Below are 18,515 nucleotides of genomic sequence, written 5' to 3' on the forward strand. Positions count from 1 at the left end.
AGGCCGCGCCGCCGGCCGCCAGGGCCGCCGCCCCGCAGCCGGTGATCGACACCTGGCGGGTGGCGGCGGACGGCGGCGCGGTCGTCTCGGGCAGCGCCGCGCCGGGTTCAACGGTCGAGGTCATCGTCTCGGGCGCCGCCGTGGCCAGCGGCACGGCCACCGCCTCGGGCGACTTCGCGCTGCTGTTCACCCTGCCGCCGAACCCCGAGCCCAGCCTGATGTGGCTGTCGATGACCCTGCCGGGTCAGGCCCCGGTGGCCTCGGCCCAGATGGTCGCGCTCGGGCCGATCGCGGGGCCGCAGCCGCCCCCCGTCGCAGCGCAGGAGGGGCCCGCCGAGACCCAGGTCGCCACCGCCGAGCCGCCCGCTGCCCCGCCGGCGCTGCTCTTGTCCGATCAGGGCGCGGTCGTGTTGCAGGATCCGGCCGCCCCCGTGCCGGGTTCAGGCGGGAAGGTCCCGGTCATGATCGACACGATCACCTACACGCCGGACGGCGCGGTCCGGATCGGCGGGCGCGCCACGGGGGGGGCCGCGCTGCGGCTCTACCTCGACAATGCCGAAAAGGTGACCCTTTCGGTGCCTGCGTCAGGCCAATGGCTGACCACGCTGCCCGACACGCCGCCCGGAGTCTATACCCTGCGCGTTGACCAGCTGGACGGCGCGGGCAAGGTCACGTCGCGGTTCGAGACCCCGTTCAAGCGCGAGACGCTCGAGGCCCTTGCCGCCGCTGCGGGAGCGGCGGGTCCGCAGACCGCCGCCGAAGCGGCCCCGATGACCGCCGCCGCAGCCCTTCCCGAACCGGGCGCCGCAGCACTCCCGGAAGCCGCCGCCGAAAGCACGCCCGCCGAAAGCCCCGCCGAGGCGGCCCCGCAACCTGCGCCTGCACGGATCGCCAGCGCCGATCCGCTTGCCGACCCCGTGGCGGCGACCGAGCCCGAGCCCTCGGCGCCCGACGCCCCGAGGACCCCGGTCCTCGCGGTCGAGCCCGCCGCCGCTGCCAAGGCCCCGGCTGTCGCGCAGGCCGATGCCCCTGCCGCCGCGCCGGCCCCCGTCACCATCACCGTGCAGCCCGGCTTCACGCTCTGGGGCATCGCGCAGGAACGCTATGGCGACGGTGTGCTCTATGTGCAGGTGTTCGAGGCGAACCGCGACAAGATCAAGAACCCGGACCTGATCTACCCCGGTCAGGTCTTTTCGGTCCCCGAACTGACCGCGCCCTGACCCCCCGCGACGCCATGCGTGCAGGCCGCCCGCACCTCCGGGTGGTCGCAGCAGCAATGGTTCAGGACATAGGCCATGGTCGATCCGATTGCGCGCACATCCACGCTGTAGAACACGTTCCGCGCCGCCTTGCGCGACCGCAGAAGCCCGGCCTGTTCCAGCGCCGCCAGATGGAACGAAAGCCGTGGCGCGGCTATGCCCAGGGTCTCGGCGATCTGGCCCGCAGCCATGCCTTCCTCACCCCGCGGCGTGAGCAGCCGGATCAGATCCAGCCGGGTTTCGTGCGCAAGGGCCGAGAGGGCGGCGAGGGCTTTACTTCGGTCCATGGTTCAACTATTCAAGAAGCCTTGAAATGACCATAACCGAACCGGGCCCGCCGCGCAATCGCTGACAGGCTCCTGGGAAAGACGATGCGCCGCACGACCTCGACCGCGACTTCCGCCGATGCCTCCACCGCCAGCGCCCCGGCCCTGACCACGATCCGCCGCGTGGCGCCCTATCTCTGGCCCGACGGCCAGGCCTGGGTGAAGCGGCGCGTGGTGCTGGCGATGCTGTTCCTGCTGGCGGCAAAGCTCGTCTCGGTGGCCACGCCCTACATCTACAAGCTGGCGGTGGACAGCCTGTCGGGCGAGGCGGGCTCCGACCCGCGCGCGCTGATCGGCCTGGGTGCGGTGGGTCTGGTGGTGGCCTACGGCCTGGCGCGGCTGGGCGCGGTCCTCTTCGGCGAACTGCGCGATGCCGTTTTCGTCCGCGTCGGCCAGCGCGCGATCCGCCGACTGGCGATCGAGACCTTCACCCATATCCACCAGCTGTCCCTGCGCTATCACATCACCCGCAAGACCGGGGGCCTGTCGCGCATCATCGAACGCGGGGTGAAGGGCGTCGATTTCCTTCTGCGCTTCATGCTTCTGTCCATCGGGCCCCTGATCCTGGAACTGACCATGGTCTCGGTCATCTTCGCGCTGGTGTTCGGCTGGACATATGCCGCCGTCGTCGTCGTCACCATCGCACTTTACGTCTGGTTCACCTTCACCGTCACCGAATGGCGCGTGAAGCTGCGGCGCGAGATGAACGACCAGGACACCGACGCCAACCAGAAGGCCATCGACAGCCTCCTGAACTTCGAAACCGTCAAATATTTCAACGCCGAGAGCCGCGAGGCCGACCGCTACGACGGCGCGATGCGTCAGTATGAGACCGCCGCCGTCAAGACCGGCCTGTCGCTTTCCTTCCTGAACGTCGGACAGGCCGCGCTCATCACCACCGGCCTCGTCATCGTCATGGGCATGAGCGCGCTGGGCGTCCGCGCAGGCACGCTGACCGTGGGCGATTTCGTCATGGTCAACGCCTACATGATCCAGATCACCATGCCGCTGAACTTCCTCGGCACCGTCTACCGCGAGATCCGCCAGGCGCTGGTGGACATGGGCGAGATGTTCGGCCTTCTCGGCCAACCGGCCGAGATCGTCGATGCCCCCGACGCCAAGCCCCTGAAGGTCACGGCGGGCGAGATCACCTTCGACAACGTCTACTTCGGCTATGAAAGCACCCGCGAGATCCTGAAGGGGGTCTCGTTCACCCTCAAACCCGGCCAGAAACTGGCGCTGGTCGGCCATTCCGGCAGCGGCAAGTCCACCATCGCGCGGCTTCTCTTCCGCTTCTACGACGTGACCTCGGGATCCATCCGCATCGACGGGCAGGACATCCGCGACGTGACGCAATCCTCGCTCCACGCCCAGATCGGCGTCGTGCCGCAGGACACGGTGCTGTTCAACGACACGATCCGCTACAACATCGCCTATGGCCGCGCGAACGCCACCGAGGACGAGATCATCGCCGCCGCCAAGGCCGCCCGCATCCACGATTTCGTCATACGACTGCCCGAAGGCTATGACACCAGGGTCGGCGAACGGGGCCTGAAACTCTCGGGCGGGGAAAAGCAGCGTGTGGGCATCGCCCGGACCCTGCTGAAGAACCCGCCGATCCTGATTCTGGACGAGGCGACCTCGGCGCTGGACACCCAGACCGAACGCTCGATCCAGGAAAGCCTGGCCGAGATGGGGCAGGGCCGCAGCGTCATCACCATCGCGCACCGGCTGTCCACCATTGCCGATGCCGACCAGATCCTCGTGCTGGACGAAGGCCGGGTCGTCGAAGGCGGCACCCATGACGAACTCCTTGCGCTGGGCGGCGTCTATCATGCCATGTGGCAACGCCAGGTGATGGAAGGCGAGATCGAGGTCGAGGATACCCCGGCCGAGGCCCCGCCCGTGCCCGTCGCGCTGGCAAAGGCCGCGGCCGGGGCCTGAGGGCCGTCGCACTCTGCCCGCCGTCCGGACCGGGCAGGGCTTGGCAACGCGCGGCCTTTGCCTGTAAGACGGGGCAAACGACAAGCGAGGCACCGCGTTGAGCAATCCCGACAGCTTCATCGAGGAAGTCACCGAAGAGGTGCGCCGGGATCGGCTGTTCGGGCTGTTCCGCAAGTACGGCTGGATCGGCCTTGTGGCGATCCTGGCCCTCGTCGGCGGCACGGCCTGGACCGAATGGCAGAAATCCCGCGACACCGCGCGCGCCCAGGCCTTCGGGGATGCGCTGATCGACGCGCTGGACCATGGCCTGCCCGAGGAACGGCGCGAGGCGCTGGCCGCCGTGCCGGTCCGGGGCCAGCAGGCCGCGATCCTGAACCTGATCCTCGGCTCCGATACCGCAGGGGACAAGGCCGCCGCCCTGGCCGCGCTTGACGCCGTGGCCGGTGATCCGACGCTCTCGCCCGCCTACCGCGACCTTGCGGTCCTGCGGCGCGTTCTGCTTGGCGGGGCCGACCTTCCCCTTGCGGACCGTCGCGCCGCGCTGGACGGCATCGCCCAGGTCGGGCGCCCCTACCGGACGCTGGCGGTCGAACAGCTGGCCTATCTGCTGATCGAGGAGGGCAAGCCGGACGAGGCCATCGCCACCCTGACCACGCTGATGCAGGACCAGGAGGCCTCGGCTGCGCTCCGGGCGCGGGCGGGCCAGGTGATCACGGCGCTGGGCGGCGCGCTGCCCGAGGCTTCGGACGGCGGTTGAGACGCGGATGGGCACTAAGGCAAGCGAAAGGTCCTTTCAGGTGGCAGTCATGAAGGTCAGACGGATGGGCGGCAGGCTGATGACCGGCGTCGGGCTTCTGGCGCTTCTGGCAGCTTGCGGCGACAAGGAAGTGATCCTGCCCGGCGAACGCTTTCCGGTGCGCGCCGATCTTGCGGCCAGCCTGCCCGTCGAGGGCCAGCCCGCACCCACCGCGCCTGCGGCGCCCGAGAACCGGAGCGTCGCGATCTCGCTGGGGCCGCAGACCGGCGGCGACTGGACCCACCGGGCCGGCAATGCCCGCCACCTGATGCCGCATGCCGCGCTGTCGGCCACGCCGCAGCGGGTCTGGTCCGCCAATATCGGCTCCGGCTCCAGCCGCAGGAACCGCATCGCGGCGGCGCCGGTCGTCGCCGATGGCCGCGTCTTCACCATCGATTCCGGCACCATCGTCACCGCCACCTCGACCGGCGGGGCGACGCTCTGGACCGCGGACCTCACCGCGCCTTTCGACCGGGGCGGCGGCCAGTCGGCCGGGGGCCTTGCCACGGCGGGCGGGCGGGTCTTTGCCACCACCGGCTACGGCGAACTCGTCGCGCTGGATGCAGGCACCGGCGCGGTGGTCTGGCGCCAGCGCGTGGACGCTCCGATCAGCGGCGCCCCGGCAAGCGACGGCAACGCGGTCTATGTCGCGGGCCGCGACGGCTCGGCCTGGGCGGTGGATGCGAAGGACGGCAAGGTGATCTGGCAGGTCGTGGGGACGCCCGGCAAGGCCGCTTATGTCGGCACCGCCGGCCCCACCATCGGCGACCGTGCGGTGATCTTCCCTTCGTCCGGCGGTGATCTCCTGGCGGTGCTGAAGATCGGCGGCGGCACCAAGGTCTGGCAGGCTTCGCTGGCGGGCAAGCGGCTGGGCCGGGCCTATGCGTTGACCCCCGACGTGACCGGCGACGCCGTGATCGCGGGCAAGACGCTTTATGCCGGCTCGGGCTCGGGTCGCACGGTGGCGATGTCGGCCTCCTCGGGCGAACGGATCTGGTCGGCGGGCGAAGGCGCGCTCGGCCCCGTCGCCGTCGCGGGCGGCTCGCTCTTCCTGGTGAACGACGAGGCCCGGCTCGTCCGCCTCGACGCCGCCAGCGGAGAGGTGATCTGGTCGGTCGAAATGCCCTATTTCACCAAGGACAAGGTCAAGCGCCGCAAGGGCATCTTCGCCCATTACGGCCCGGTGATGGCGGGCGGGCGGATCATGGTGGTCTCCTCGGACGGCCTGTTGCGCGCCTTCGACCCGACCGACGGCACGTTGACCTATACCGCCGAAATCCCCGGCGGCGCGGCCGCGCAACCCGCGGTGGCGGGCGGCACGCTGTATGTCGTGGGCGGCAACGGGCAACTTCACGCTTTCCGTTAGGGGCGAACCCGTGTATCGGGGGCGCTTCGTCTGGAACGGACCTGAGACATGACCTTCACCCTCGCCATCGTGGGCCGCCCCAATGTGGGCAAATCGACGCTGTTCAACCGGCTCGTCGGGCGCAGGCTGGCGCTGGTGGATGACCAGCCCGGCGTCACCCGCGACCTCCGCGAGGGCGATGCAAAGCTCTTCGACCTCCGCTTCACCGTGATCGACACCGCGGGCCTGGAAGAGGTGACGGACGACTCCCTGCAAGGCCGGATGCGCCGCCTGACCGAACGCGCGGTGGACATGGCCGATGTCTGCCTGTTCCTGATCGACGGGCGTGTCGGCGTCACACCCTCGGACGAGGTCTTCGCCGACATCCTGCGCAAGAAGGCCGCCCGTGTCCTTCTGGGCGTGAACAAGGCCGAAGGCAAGGCGGGCGATGCCGGCGCGCTGGAAGCATACTCCCTCGGCCTGGGCGAGCCCATCCGCCTCTCCGCCGAACATGGCGAGGGGATGGACGACCTCTACCGCGCGCTCAAACCCTTCGAGGCGGAATTCGCCCCCCGCGAAGCCGAGATGCTGCCGGAAACCGACACCGACATCTCGGAAGCAGACGCAGAGCTCGAGGTGGACGAGAACGCCCACCGTCCCACTGCCGCGAAGCCCCTCCAGATCGCCGTCATCGGCCGCCCCAACGCCGGAAAATCCACGCTGATCAACAGGATCCTCGGCACCGACCGGATGCTGACCGGGCCGGAGGCCGGGATCACCCGCGACGCGATTTCCGTCCGCGCCGACTGGATGGGCACGCCGATCCGCATCTGGGACACCGCCGGCATGCGCAAGAAGGCAAAGGTGGTGGACAAGCTGGAGAAACTCTCGGTCGCCGACGGGTTGCGCGCTGTCCGCTTCGCCGAGGTGGTGGTGGTCCTCCTTGACGTCGAAATCCCCTTCGAAGTGCAGGACCTGCGCATCGCCGATTTCGCCGAAACCGAAGGCCGCGCCGTCGTGGTGGCGGTGAACAAATGGGACCTCGAGGACGACAAGCAGGAAAAGCTGGCCGAACTGAAAGAGATGTTCGAACGCCTTCTCCCGCAGCTGCGCGGCGCGCCCCTTGTCACCGTTTCAGCCAAGACGGGCAGGGGGCTTGACCGGTTGCACGACGCGATCCGACGGGCGCACGATGTCTGGAACCGCCGCATCCCCACGGCCAAGCTGAACACCTGGCTGGGTGCCATGACCGAAGCACACCCCCCGCCCGCCCCGGGCGGCCACCGGATCAAGCTGCGCTACATGACCCAGGCCAAGACCCGGCCGCCGGGCTTCGTCATCAAATGCTCGCGCCCCGACGAGCTGCCGGAAAGCTACAAGCGCTATCTGGTCAATGGGTTGCGCGACCATTTCGACATGCCGGGCACGCCGATCCGGCTGTTCCTGCGCAGTCAGGGCGACCAGAACCCGTTCAAGGACCGCAAGTTCCACACGCCAAGCCGCCTGCGCAAGCACAAGGAAAAGAACACCGGCCAGTAGGGGCGCAAAAGTTTTCGAAAACTTTTGCAAAATCCTTCGAAGGATTTTGGCCCCACCTCACCCCTTGCGCGCCATCCACCCCAGCGCGCCCAACATCACCGCCGCGCCCCCCGCCGCCGTGCCTGCGACCAGCATGTTGTCCGCCCAGTTCACCACGATCACCCCCACCAGAGCCCAGACCACGGTCAGCCCATAGACCGGCATCCGGGGCTTCTGCCCCTGCACCGCCAGCGCGATCCCCAGCACCAGCCCCAGCATCGCCAGCGCCGAAGCCGTGTTCGACAGCACCCCATGGCCCGCGATCAGCACCCCCGTCGACACCGCCGCCGCCGCCGTCAGCCAGCCCGCGAATATCGCGAGCGGCCCCGACAGCAGCCACCGATCCGGCTCGGTCGGCGCGCGCAGGAAGGCCATCAGCGCGCCTGCCGCCATGATCCAGATCGTCACCGTGCCCCAGACCGCACTTTGCCCCGCGATCCACAGCCAGACCACACCGACGCCGATTGCCACGGTCAGCGGCAGGCGCGAAGGCGCCCAGACCGGGTCCTCGGCCCGCTTCCACAGCCCGAAGACGGCATGAGCGATCAGCCACAGATAGATCACCGACCAGATCGCGAAGGCATAGCCCGCAGGCTGGATCGCCGGACGCCCGATATCCACCGGAAACAGCGCCGGGTCATAGCCGGTGAACGGAGGCGTCACCAACGGCGCAAGCCCGAAGGCAATCGTCGCCAGAAGCAGGATCAGGGGGGCAGGTCGGGGCATCACTCACTCCGGTAAAGGGCAGGGCGCAGCGAAAACGGTCAGCCCCGCCAATGGGTTCCCGGATGTCAGACCAGCACGCCGTCCGACGTGATCCGGGTCTTGCCTCCCAGATAGGGCCTCAGCGCCGAAGGCAAGGTCACGCTGCCATCGGCCTCCTGTCCGTTCTCCAGCACGGCGATCAGGCAGCGCCCGACAGCCAGGCCCGAGCCGTTCAGGGTGGCCACGAACTCCGGCTTGCCGCCTGCCGGGCGATAGCGCGCATTCATCCGCCGCGCCTGGAACTGGCCGCAGGTCGAAACGCTGGAAATCTCGCGATAGGTGTTCTGCCCCGGCAGCCAGACCTCAAGGTCATGGGTCTTCTGCGCCCCGAATCCCATGTCGCCGGTGCACAGGAAGATGGTCCGGTAGGGCAACTCCAGCCGCTCCAGCACGGCTTCCGCGCATTTCGTCATGCGTTCGTGTTCCGCCAGCGCGGTTTCCGGCGTGCAGATCGTCACCATCTCGACCTTCTCGAACTGATGCTGGCGCAGCATCCCCGTGGTGTCCTTGCCCGCGCTGCCCGCCTCGGACCGGAAGCACTGCGTGTGCGCCGTCAGCCGGATCGGCAGCGCCGCCTCTTCCAGGATGTCCCCGGCGACCGAGTTGGTCAGCGTCACTTCCGAGGTCGGGATCAGCCACCAGCCGTTCGTCGTCTGATAGCTGTCCTCGGCGAATTTCGGCAGCTGGTTGGTGCCATACATGGCCTCTTCCTTGACCAGGACCGGGGTCCAGGTCTCGGCCAGCCCATGCTCGGAGGTGTGCAGATCCAGCATGAACTGCGCCAAGGCCCGGTGCACCCGCGCCACCGCGCCGCGCATCACCACGAAGCGGCTGCCCGACAGCCTGGCCGCGGTGGCGAAATCCAAACCCCCCCTCGCCGCCGGAATCTCGAAATGCTCCAACGGCTTGAAGTCCATGACCCGAGGCGTCCCCCAGCGCCGGATTTCCACGTTGCCGCTTTCGTCCGGCCCCTCCGGCACCTCGTCCAGCGGCAGGTTGGGGATCCGCATCAGGGCATCGCGCAGCCGGGCATCCTCGGCCGCCGCTTCCTCGGTCAGCCGCGCGCCTTCGGCCTTCTTCTCGGCCACCAGCGCGCGCAGCCGCTCGAACTCCGCGTCATCCCCGCGCGCCTTGGCCGCGCCCACCTCTTTCGAGGCCGCATTCTGCGCCGCCGCCGCGGTTTCCGCCGCCAGGATCCTTGCCCGCCGCGCCTCGTCGATGGCCAGCAGCTCTGCCGACATCGGCGCCAGGCCCCGACGCGACAGCGCCTTGTCGAACGCGGCCGGGTTCTCGCGGATGAAGCGGATGTCGTGCATGGGCGGGCCTCTCTGACTGTTCCGCCGGCGCTTATGCCCGATTACGCGGCAGGGGGGAAGGCAGGCCAGCCGCGCGCGCCCTCTGGCAAAGCCGCGCGAAAGGCCTTACATGAGCCGACAATCGCAAACGGGGCGGCACAAGACGCCTCCCGATCCGGCCAGAGAGGATGTCCATGTTCGCCACCCCCGCCTTCGCGCAAGCCGCAGGTGCCGCCCCCGGCGGTGCCGCCGTCTTCGCGCAGTTCCTGCCGATCATCCTGATCTTCGTGATCTTCTACTTCCTGCTCATCCGCCCGCAGCAGAAGAAGATGAAGGAACACCGCGCCATGGTCGATGCGCTGCGCCGCGGGGATGAGGTCATCACCGCGGGCGGGATCATCGGCAAGGTCTCCAAGGTCCAGGACGACGGCAAGGTCGAGGTCGAGATCGCCGATGGCGTCAAGGTGAAGGTCGTCAAGCACACCATCACCCAGGTGCTGAACAAGACCGAACCCGCCGCAAGCTAAGGCCTGACCCATGGAACCGATGGCGCTCTGGAAGCGGATCCTCGTCCTGCTCGTCTGCGGCTGGGGAATCGTCGCCGCCACCCCGAACCTGTTCTACGACCGGGTGGAGCGTCACAATGACGCCGTGGTCGCCATCGAACGCGCCGGCGGCGCCGCCACCCCGGAACAGGAGGCCGCCCGCGCCGCCTGGCCGGACTACCTGCCCTCGGCGCTGGTGAACCTGGGCCTCGACCTGCGCGGCGGGGCGCATCTGCTGGCCGAGGTCCGGGTCGAGGATGTGTACAAGGCCCGGATGGATTCGCTCTGGCCCGAAGTGCGCGACCGGCTGCGGTCGCTGCGCGATCAGGTCGGCGCGGTGCGGCGCGCGCCCTCGCCCGACGACGTGCTGCGCGTGACGCTGGAGAACCCCGCCGGCATGGCCGCCGCGGTCGAGGCGGTGCGCGGCCTCGGCACCGGCGTCATGTCGCTGACCGGCCTGGGGCAAAGCACGCTGGAGGTGACCGCCGAAGGCAGCGACATCGTCGTCCGCCTGTCGGATGCCGAAAAGCAGGCCACCGACCAGCGCACCATCCAGCAGTCGCTGGAGATCATCCGCCGCCGCGTGGACGAGGCCGGGACCCGCGAACCCACAATCCAGCGCCAGGGCGAGGACCGGATCCTGATCCAGGTGCCGGGCATCGGCTCGGCGCAGGAGCTCAAGGCGCTGATCGGCCAGACCGCGAAACTGTCGTTCAACGCCGTCGTCAGCCGGACCACCGATGCCGCCGCCTCGCCGGGCCCGCGCAACGTCCTTCTTCCCTCGATGGACGAGCCCGGCATCTACTACATCGTCGAGGACGCCCCCGTGGTCTCGGGCGATGATCTGGTGGATGCACAGCCCACGTTCGACCAGAACGGCCGCCCGGCGGTCAGCTTCCGCTTCGACACCACCGGCGCGCGCAAGTTCGGCGACTACACCGCCGCCAACATCGGCGCCCCCTTCGCCATCGTGCTTGACGGCGAGGTGATCTCGGCCCCCGTGATCCAGAGCCACATTCCCGGCGGGTCCGGCATCATCACCGGCAATTTCAGCGTCGAGGACTCGACCCGCCTTGCCGTCCTTCTGCGCGCCGGCGCCCTTCCGGCCGAGATGACCTTCCTCGAGGAACGCACCATCGGCCCGGAACTCGGCGCCGATTCCATCGCCGCCGGCAAGGTTGCGGCCATGGTGGCGGGCGTGGTCGTCGTGCTGTACATGATCGCCAGCTACGGGCTTTTCGGCCTCTTCGCGACCGTGGCCCTTGTCGTCAACATGGCGCTGATCTTCGCGGCGCTGTCGTCGGTGGGCGGCACGCTGACCCTGCCGGGCATCGCCGGGATCGTGCTGACCATCGGCATGGCGGTGGACGCCAACGTGCTGGTGTTCGAACGCATCCGCGAAGAGCTGCGCAACAACAGGAACCCCGGCCGCGCCATCGAACTGGGCTATGAACGGGCGAAAAGCGCGATCGTGGACGCCAACATCACGACCTTCATCACCGCGGTGGTGCTGTTCACCGTGGGCGCCGGCCCGGTGCGCGGCTTTGCGATCACGCTTGGCATCGGCATCATCACCTCGGTGTTCACGGCGCTCTTTGTGACGCGGCTCTTCATCGAACTCTGGTATCACCGGCGCCGCCCGGCGACCGTCGTCGTGTAAGGGGATCAGAACCATGGCATTCCGGCTTCGCGTCGTCCCCGAAAAGACCAACATCGACTTCTTCCGCGCCCAGTGGCTGACCTTCGGCGGCTCGATGGCCCTGACGGTCCTGTCCATCCTGGTCTGGATCTTCATGGGGCTGAACTTCGGCATCGACTTCCGCGGCGGCACCACCATCCGGACCGAGGCGACCCGGTCCGTCGATGTCGGGGCCTACCGTCAGGCGCTGTCGGGGCTCGATCTCGGCGATGTCGCCATCACCGAGGTCTTCGACCCAACCTTCGCCGCCGACCAGTTCGTCGCGCAGATCCGCATCGCCCCCCTGGACGGGGAAGAGGCGGTCACACCCGAAGTCCTGTCCCAGGTCGAACAGCGGCTGAAGGCGGTCGATCCCTCGCTCACCTTCGCCTCGGTCGAATCCGTCGGCCCCAAGGTCTCGGGAGAGCTGATCTGGAAGGCGATCACCGCCATGGTCGCGGCCTCGGTCTGCATCCTGATCTACATCTGGCTGCGCTTCGAATGGCAGTACGCCGTCGGCAGCGTGGTGGCGCTCCTGCACGACATCTTCATCGTCATCGGCATCTTCGCGCTGTTCCAGATCAAGTTCGACCTGACGATCATCGCCGCGCTGCTGACCATCCTCGGCTATTCGATCAACGACACCGTGGTCGTCTTCGACCGGCTGCGCGAGAACCTGTTGAAATACAAGTCGATGCCGCTGAAGGATGTGATGAACCTCTCGGTCAACGAAACGCTCAGCCGGACGATCATGACCTCGGGCACCACGCTGATGGCGCTGGGGGCGATGCTGATCTTCGGCGGCGACGTGATCCGCGGCTTCACGCTGGCCATCTTCATCGGGGTGGTGCTGGGCACCTATTCCTCGGTCTTCGTGGCCAAGAATCTGGTGCTGTTCATCGGGCTCGACCGCGGCGACAAGCCGAAGAAGGCGGGCAAGAACGAATTCGCCGACGTGGACGCCTGAGCTGGGGGGGGGGGCGATGCGCCTGACCGAAGTCACCTACGGCAGCGCCAAGGCGATCGAGGGCTACGGCCCCGGCTTCTTCCGTGTGGCCGGCCATGTCCTGCGCGGCCCCTGCCTGATCACCCCCTGGGACGCCGGCCCCTGGGGCGGTCTGGCAGACAGTGCGGCACCCCTCGCGCTGGCCGGCAGGATCGACGTCCTCTTCGTCGGCACCGGCACGGCCATCGCCCATGTGCCCGCCGCCTTCCGCGAGGCCCTGGAAGGGCAGGGAATCGGGGTCGAGATCATGGCCTCGCCCACCGCCGCCCGCACCTACAACGTGCTTCTCGGCGAAGGCCGCCGTGTCGCCGTGGCGCTGATGCCGGTCGAATAGCCGCCCGCCCCCGCACCTCCGCGCGCGCCCGCGCCTCTCATCCTTGCCCGACGATCCCCGCCGAAGGCATCCGCGGCCGATGCCGCCGACGAACGCCGTCCCTGTCCGCGCCTCCCCTCCCCCTTCGTGGGGAGGGGATGGGGGAGGGGGGCGCCCTGCCAGCTCCGGGCCAGCCTCGGAAACAGGGGGCGAACCACCGAACGGGCCGAAGGGTCGCTCCCCCGGCCCATCCGATGCGGGTTAACCGAAGGTAAACGCCCACAGCCAACCCCTTGATTTGCTTGACGCCGAAACGCGCGCCGCGCGCGGCGACCCCTCAGCCCCCCGCGATCTGCCGGGCCTTCTGGACCAGCACCTCCGCCTGCCGGATCGAGGCGTAATCGATCAGCCGCCCGTCCAGCGAGACCGCCCCCTTGCCCTCGGCCGCGGCCTTTTCCATCGCCTCCAGGATCCGCTTCGCCCGGGTCACCTCGGCCTCGGAGGGGCTCATCACTTCGTTGGCCAGCGCGATCTGGCTGGGGTGGATCGCCCATTTCCCCTCGCAGCCCAGCACCGCGGCCCGCTTAGCTGCCGCCCGATATCCCTCCGGGTCGTTGAAGTCGCCGAACGGCCCGTCCAGCGGCCTGAGCCCGTTCGCCCGCGCCGCGACCACCAGCCGGGCCAGCGCATAGTGCCACATGTCCCCCCAGTGAACCGCGCGCGAGCCATCCTCCAGCCTGTCGGTCAGCACCGCATAATCCGGGTTCACCCCGCCGATGTTCGTCGTCCGCGCCCGGGTCGAGGCCGCATAGTCCGCCACCCCGAAATGCAGGCTTTCATTCCGCTTCGACGCCGCGGCGATCGCGCTGACGTTCTGCATCCCCAGCGCCGTCTCGATGATGTGCTCGAATCCGATCCGCTTCCTGTAACCCTTGGCGTCCTCGATCTGCGTGACCAGCATGTCCACCGCATAGACATCCGCCGCCGTCCCGACCTTGGGGATCATGATCAGGTCCAGCCGCTCGCCGGCCTGTTCGACCACATCCACCACGTCGCGATACATGTAATGGGTGTCGAGGCCATTGATCCGGACCGACATGGTCTTCTTGCCCCAGTCGATCTCGTTCAGCGCCCTGATGACGTTCTTGCGTGCCTGGGCCTTGTCGTCGGGCGCGACCGCATCCTCCAGGTCCAGGAAGATCACATCCGCCTCCGAGGCGGCAGCCTTCTCGAACATCTGGGGGGCGCTGCCCGGAACGGCCAGCTCGCTGCGGTTCAGGCGCGCGGGGGCCTGGGTAATGACGTGGAAAGACATGTTCGGGCTCCGATGAAGGAGCTGCACCCGCCCTACCCATCGGCGAAGCAAGCCCCCGCCGTCAAGCCCCAAAATGCCTCACATCTCGCCCCGCGACGCCCGGTTGGCGTAGAAGAAGGCAATCGCCTGCGCCCGGTTCTTCACGTCCAGCTTCTCGAACAGGTTCGACAGGTGGAACTTGACCGTGTTCTCGCTGATCTCCAGATCGCGGGCGAGTTCACGGTTCGTCAGCCCCTTCGACAGCGCCTCCAGCAGCGTCCGCTCGCGCGGGGACAGCGCCTCGATCGGGTCCTGCTTCAGGCCGCGGATATCGAGGAACGGGAACACCATCTGCCCCTTGGCCACCGCAACGCAGGTCTCCAGCAGCCGCTCCACCGGGTCGGACCGCGACACGAACCCCGCCGCCCCGGCCGCCATCGCCTTGCGCGGGACGTCGCCCGTATCCTCGGCGTAGACCACCAGCCGCGGCGGATTGACTTGCGTCCGCAGCACGTCGATCAGCCGCGCCCCCCCAAGCGCGGGCAGGTTCCAGTCGATCACCCCCACCTGCACCGGCATCCGCATCGCCATGCCCAGGAAGCCCTCGGCCGTCGCCGCCGTCGCGACCAGCGAGAATCGGCGGTCCTTCTCGAAGATTTCCGACAGCGCGGTCAGCATCAGCGGGTTCGCGTCCCCCAGCATGAGCGTTACCGCTATCATCCGCGGATTGTCGTCCCAGGATGCCATCAACCCCTCCCTCCCTACCCATTCAGGTGGGGATTTTCGGTATACAGTGGCATATCAACCACTTTGGGTAGGTATTGTCCCACCCGAACAGGTATCCGAAAGCAGGATATAGGAAGGTTGTAAGCTTTGTCCATTGCCGCTTTGTTAGGCACAAGGACCACAGTCCGAGGCAGACCGCGACCCTTTCTTCCGCTGCACCCGGAAGCGTCGCAGGTCCCGCCCGGACGGTCCAGACCATCGGCCTTGGGAGGGGCGCCGCATGACCGAAACCGAGCTTTATCCGCAACTCGTCATCCCCGAGACCCTGGCCGCCGGCCCCGGTCCGGGCAACACCGACCCGCGGGTGCTGGCGGCCTTCTCCAACGCGGGGCTTTCCGACCACATGCAGGCCGACGTCCTGCGCGGCATGATCGAATGCAAGCACATGCTGCGCCGGCTCTGGGGCACGAAGAACACCTACACCTTCGGCGTCGCCGGCACGGGGTGGAGCGGGCTTGACGCCCTGTTCTCGGCCATCCTGCCGGGCGACAGGGTTGTCTGTTTCGTCAACGGCACCTTCAGCGGCATCGACGCGCTGACCGTCCGCACGAAGGCCGCGACCCGCGACGACCTGAAGGCCAATGCACTGGACCCCAGGCCCGCCAATGTCACCGTGATCGAGGTCCCGCACGGCCAGTCGGTCACGGCTGAGATCATCGAGAAGGCGCTTGCGGAACACAAACCCACCTGGGCCACCATGGCGCATTGGGAAACCGGCTCGGGTCGCATCAACGACATCCGGGGCCTCTCGGATGCCTGCCTGCGGCACAACGTGATGGGCCTTGTCGATGCCGTCTCCTCGCTTGGCGTCGAGGACTTCGCCATCGACGACTACCCAGGCGTCGCCGGCTGGGCCTCCTGCCCGCAGAAGGGCGTTCTCTGCCTGCCTCTGACCTATGCCCCGGTCAGCTTCACCGACCGCTACATCGCCCACCTGCGCCAGAACGGCTGCTACAGCTTCGTCCACAACCCGATCTTCGAGGCCCGGCACTGGGGCATCGTGGACGGCAAGGACGTGGCCGCGGGCACCTACCACCGCACTCATTCCGCCTATGCCGTTGCCGCCTTTCACGAGGCGCTGCGCATCAACCTCCAGCACGGCCGCGCTCGCAGGGCCGCCGACTATGCCCATCACGAGGCCGCCCTGCGCGCCGCCGTCACGGCCCTGGGCTGCGAGGTCACGTCGAACATGACCAGCCTCGTCGTCCTCAACCTGCCCGGTGCGCTGGCGGGGCGTGAAAAGGAACTGGTGGCCAATGCCCGCGCCAGGGGCTTCGGCATCTGGCCGACGCTGTCGGAACCCGTCCAGATCCGCATCGGCATCCTGAACCAGCTGAGCCAGGCCGCGATCACCGACATCGTGACGCGTTTTGCCGCCGAGATGAACGCGATGGGCGCGGGCGTCGATGTGGGCCTGGCCCTGACCGCAATCGAACGGCACTACGCCGCAGCAATAGCCGCAGAATAAGCGCGCAAGGGAGGAAGCAATGGACATTCACGAATACCAGGCCAAGGAAATCCTGGCCCGCTTCGGTGTCGCCGTGCCTGCGGGCGCGCTGGCCTACAGCCCCGAACAGGCCGCCTACCGGGCGCGCGAACTGGGGGGCGACCGCTGGATCGTCAAGGCCCAGGTCCACGCCGGGGGCCGCGGCAAGGCGGGGGGGATCAAGCTCTGCAATTCCGAGCATGAGATCCACGAAGCCTCCGAGGCTATGTTCGGCCAGAAGATCGTGACGCATCAGACCGGCCCCGAGGGCAAGGGCATCTACCGCGTCTATGTCGAGAACGCGGTGGATTTCACGCGCGAGATCTATCTGGGTTTCGTCCTCGACCGGACCTCGCAGCGGGTGATGATCGTCGCCTCTTCGGAAGGCGGGATGGAGATCGAGGACATTTCGGCCTCGCGTCCCGAGTCCATCGTGCGCTCCACCGTGGAACCGGCCGTGGGTCTTCAGGAATTCCAGGCCCGCGAGATCGCCTTCAAGCTGGGCATCCCGGCGGCGCTGACGCAGGCGATGGTCCGCACCCTGCAAGGCTGCTACCGCGCCTTTCGCGACCTTGACGCGACGATGGTGGAAATCAACCCGCTGGTCGTCACCGCCGACAACCGGATCCTCGCCTTGGACGCGAAGATGACCTTCGACACCAATGCGCTGTTCCGCCATCCGCAGATCGCGGAACTGCGCGACAAGTCGCAAGAGGACCCGCGCGAAAGCCGCGCCGCCGACCGGGGCCTGAATTACATCGGCCTGTCGGGCAACATCGGCTGCATCGTGAACGGTGCGGGCCTTGCCATGGCGACGATGGACACGATCAAGCTGGCCGGGGGCGAGCCCGCGAACTTCCTCGACATCGGCGGCGGGGCGACCCCGGACCGGGTGGCCCGGGCCTTCCGGCTGGTCATGTCGGACAGGAACGTGCAGGCGGTGCTGGTCAACATCTTCGCCGGCATCAACCGTTGCGACTGGGTGGCCGAGGGCGTCGTGCAGGCCCTGACGGCCGAGCCGGTGGACGTTCCGGTCATCGTCCGCCTTTCCGGCACCAATGTCGAGGAAGGCCAGAAGATCCTTGCGCAATCCGGCCTGCCGATCCTTCGCGCCAACACGCTGATGGAGGCCGCCGAGCGCGCCGTGACCGCCTGGAAGAACGACCGCAAGCAGATGATGAGGGCCGTGTGATGAGCATTCTTCTTGACCGCAGCAGCCGTGTCGTCGTGCAGGGCATCACCGGGCGCATGGCGCAGTTCCACACCAGGGAAATGCTCGACTACGGCACCCAGGTCGTCGCGGGCGTCGTGCCGGGCAAGGGCGGGGAGACGGTCCTGGGCGTCCCCGTGTTCAACACGATGAAAGAGGCCGTCGCCGCCACAGGCTGCGACACCAGCCTTGTCTTCGTCCCGCCGCCCTTCGCGGCTGACAGCATCATGGAAGCGGCCGACGGGGGCATCCGCTATTGCGTCTGCATCACCGACGGGATCCCGGCCCAGGACATGATCCGGGTCAAGCGCTACATGCTGCGCTATCCCCGCGAACGGCGCATGGTGCTGACGGGGCCGAACTGCGCCGGCACCATCAGCCCCGGCAAGGCGCTTCTGGGGATCATGCCCGGCCACATCTACCTGCCGGGCTATGTCGGCATCGTCAGCCGCTCGGGCACCCTGGGGTATGAGGCGGCCCAGCAGCTGAAGGACGGCGGGATCGGTGTCTCGACTTCGGTCGGCATCGGCGGCGACCCGATCAACGGCTCGTCCTTCCGCGACATCCTGGAACGCTTCGAGGCCGACCCCGACACCCATGTCGTCTGCATGATCGGCGAGATCGGCGGCCCGCAGGAGGCCGAAGCCGCTGCATACATCCAGAACCACATGACAAAGCCCGTCATCGCCTATATCGCGGGCCTGACCGCGCCGAAGGGCCGCACCATGGGACATGCGGGGGCGATCATCTCGGCCTTCGGGGAAAGCGCGTCGGAAAAGGTGGAAATCCTGACCGCCGCCGGTGTAACCGTGGCCGAGAACCCCAGCGTGATCGGCGAGACCGTCGCGAGGGTCATCGCCAGGCGCGCCGCGTGAAGGAAGGGGAGGGG

At 68.1% G+C, this 18,515-nt stretch carries 16 protein-coding genes and 1 pseudogene; 12 read left to right on the forward strand and 5 right to left on the reverse strand.

The features are described 5' to 3' along the window. Window positions 1-1,220: Ig-like domain-containing protein (locus G8O29_RS15705; RefSeq protein WP_166404178.1), on the forward strand; the 1,220-nt coding region annotated here is incomplete at its 5' end. Here G8O29_RS15705 and G8O29_RS15710 read toward each other — a convergent pair. Beyond that, window positions 1,184-1,546: an ArsR/SmtB family transcription factor gene (locus G8O29_RS15710; protein ID WP_166404179.1), complete on the reverse strand. Its 363-nt coding sequence runs from the start codon at window positions 1,544-1,546 to the stop codon at window positions 1,184-1,186. The genes G8O29_RS15705 and G8O29_RS15710 overlap by 37 nt on opposite strands. 84 nt (window positions 1,547-1,630) lie before the next feature. Here G8O29_RS15710 and G8O29_RS15715 point away from each other — a divergent pair. The 4 genes and pseudogenes from G8O29_RS15715 to der all read left to right on the forward strand — a co-directional run. After that, a pseudogene (locus tag G8O29_RS15715) lies at window positions 1,631-3,427 on the forward strand (ABCB family ABC transporter ATP-binding protein/permease); the annotation flags it as partial. Between the two features lie 199 nt (window positions 3,428-3,626). Further along, the gene (locus G8O29_RS15720; RefSeq protein WP_166404181.1) at window positions 3,627-4,286 is read left to right on the forward strand and encodes a hypothetical protein; all 660 of its coding nucleotides are present in this window, start codon (window positions 3,627-3,629) and stop codon (window positions 4,284-4,286) included. A 49-nt stretch (window positions 4,287-4,335) separates the two neighbouring features. Further along, window positions 4,336-5,691 (forward strand): outer membrane protein assembly factor BamB family protein, encoded by a 1,356-nt coding sequence (locus tag G8O29_RS15725; RefSeq protein ID WP_242679139.1) that lies wholly within the window; start codon window positions 4,336-4,338, stop codon window positions 5,689-5,691. Window positions 5,692-5,739: 48 nt separating this feature from the next. Continuing rightward, entirely contained in the window at window positions 5,740-7,209 is a 1,470-nt protein-coding gene (gene der / locus G8O29_RS15730; protein WP_166404182.1) for a ribosome biogenesis GTPase Der, read from the forward strand. A gap of 57 nt (window positions 7,210-7,266) precedes the next feature. On the opposite strand, the gene G8O29_RS15735 is transcribed toward der, so the two are convergent. Both G8O29_RS15735 and serS read right to left on the reverse strand, forming a co-directional pair. Beyond that, a complete protein-coding gene (locus G8O29_RS15735; RefSeq protein ID WP_166404183.1) occupies window positions 7,267-7,974 on the reverse strand; it encodes a TspO-related membrane protein in 708 nt (235 codons plus the stop codon). Window positions 7,975-8,039: 65 nt separating this feature from the next. Further along, a complete protein-coding gene (gene serS / locus G8O29_RS15740; protein ID WP_166404184.1) occupies window positions 8,040-9,329 on the reverse strand; it encodes a serine--tRNA ligase in 1,290 nt (429 codons plus the stop codon). A gap of 173 nt (window positions 9,330-9,502) precedes the next feature. Between serS and yajC the strand changes: the two genes are divergently transcribed. Genes yajC through G8O29_RS15760 form a run of 4 tightly spaced genes read left to right on the forward strand, consistent with a single transcriptional unit; the run spans window position 9,503 to window position 12,871 of the window. After that, on the forward strand, window positions 9,503-9,835 hold the full coding sequence (yajC, locus tag G8O29_RS15745; RefSeq protein ID WP_166404185.1) for a preprotein translocase subunit YajC: 333 nt from the start codon (window positions 9,503-9,505) through the stop codon (window positions 9,833-9,835). A 10-nt stretch (window positions 9,836-9,845) separates the two neighbouring features. Then, complete coding sequence (gene secD, locus G8O29_RS15750) at window positions 9,846-11,513, forward strand: protein translocase subunit SecD (protein WP_166404186.1); 1,668 nt, start codon at window positions 9,846-9,848, stop codon at window positions 11,511-11,513. Window positions 11,514-11,526: 13 nt separating this feature from the next. Beyond that, window positions 11,527-12,498, forward strand: coding sequence for a protein translocase subunit SecF (gene secF, locus G8O29_RS15755; protein ID WP_166404187.1), 972 nt, complete (start codon window positions 11,527-11,529; stop codon window positions 12,496-12,498). A gap of 16 nt (window positions 12,499-12,514) precedes the next feature. Next, window positions 12,515-12,871 (forward strand): Mth938-like domain-containing protein, encoded by a 357-nt coding sequence (locus G8O29_RS15760; protein ID WP_166404188.1) that lies wholly within the window; start codon window positions 12,515-12,517, stop codon window positions 12,869-12,871. Between the two features lie 316 nt (window positions 12,872-13,187). On the opposite strand, the gene G8O29_RS15765 is transcribed toward G8O29_RS15760, so the two are convergent. Beyond that, entirely contained in the window at window positions 13,188-14,165 is a 978-nt protein-coding gene (locus G8O29_RS15765; RefSeq protein WP_166404189.1) for an HpcH/HpaI aldolase/citrate lyase family protein, read from the reverse strand. A gap of 78 nt (window positions 14,166-14,243) precedes the next feature. Continuing rightward, complete coding sequence (locus G8O29_RS15770; RefSeq protein WP_166404232.1) at window positions 14,244-14,846, reverse strand: response regulator transcription factor; 603 nt, start codon at window positions 14,844-14,846, stop codon at window positions 14,244-14,246. Window positions 14,847-15,150: 304 nt separating this feature from the next. Here G8O29_RS15770 and G8O29_RS15775 point away from each other — a divergent pair, with 304 nt between their 5' ends. Genes G8O29_RS15775 through sucD form a run of 3 tightly spaced genes read left to right on the forward strand, consistent with a single transcriptional unit; the run spans window position 15,151 to window position 18,501 of the window. Further along, a complete protein-coding gene (locus G8O29_RS15775) occupies window positions 15,151-16,398 on the forward strand; it encodes a pyridoxal-phosphate-dependent aminotransferase family protein (protein WP_166404190.1) in 1,248 nt (415 codons plus the stop codon). Window positions 16,399-16,417: 19 nt separating this feature from the next. Further along, window positions 16,418-17,608: a malate--CoA ligase subunit beta gene (locus G8O29_RS15780; protein WP_166404191.1), complete on the forward strand. Its 1,191-nt coding sequence runs from the start codon at window positions 16,418-16,420 to the stop codon at window positions 17,606-17,608. After that, window positions 17,608-18,501 (forward strand): succinate--CoA ligase subunit alpha, encoded by an 894-nt coding sequence (sucD, locus tag G8O29_RS15785; RefSeq protein WP_166404192.1) that lies wholly within the window; start codon window positions 17,608-17,610, stop codon window positions 18,499-18,501. The genes G8O29_RS15780 and sucD overlap by 1 nt, the downstream gene beginning before the upstream one ends. Window positions 18,502-18,515: the final 14 nt, after the last annotated feature.

The organism is Rhodobacter calidifons (assembly GCF_011174775.1).
In the GTDB taxonomy this organism is placed as follows: domain Bacteria; phylum Pseudomonadota; class Alphaproteobacteria; order Rhodobacterales; family Rhodobacteraceae; genus Tabrizicola; species Tabrizicola calidifons.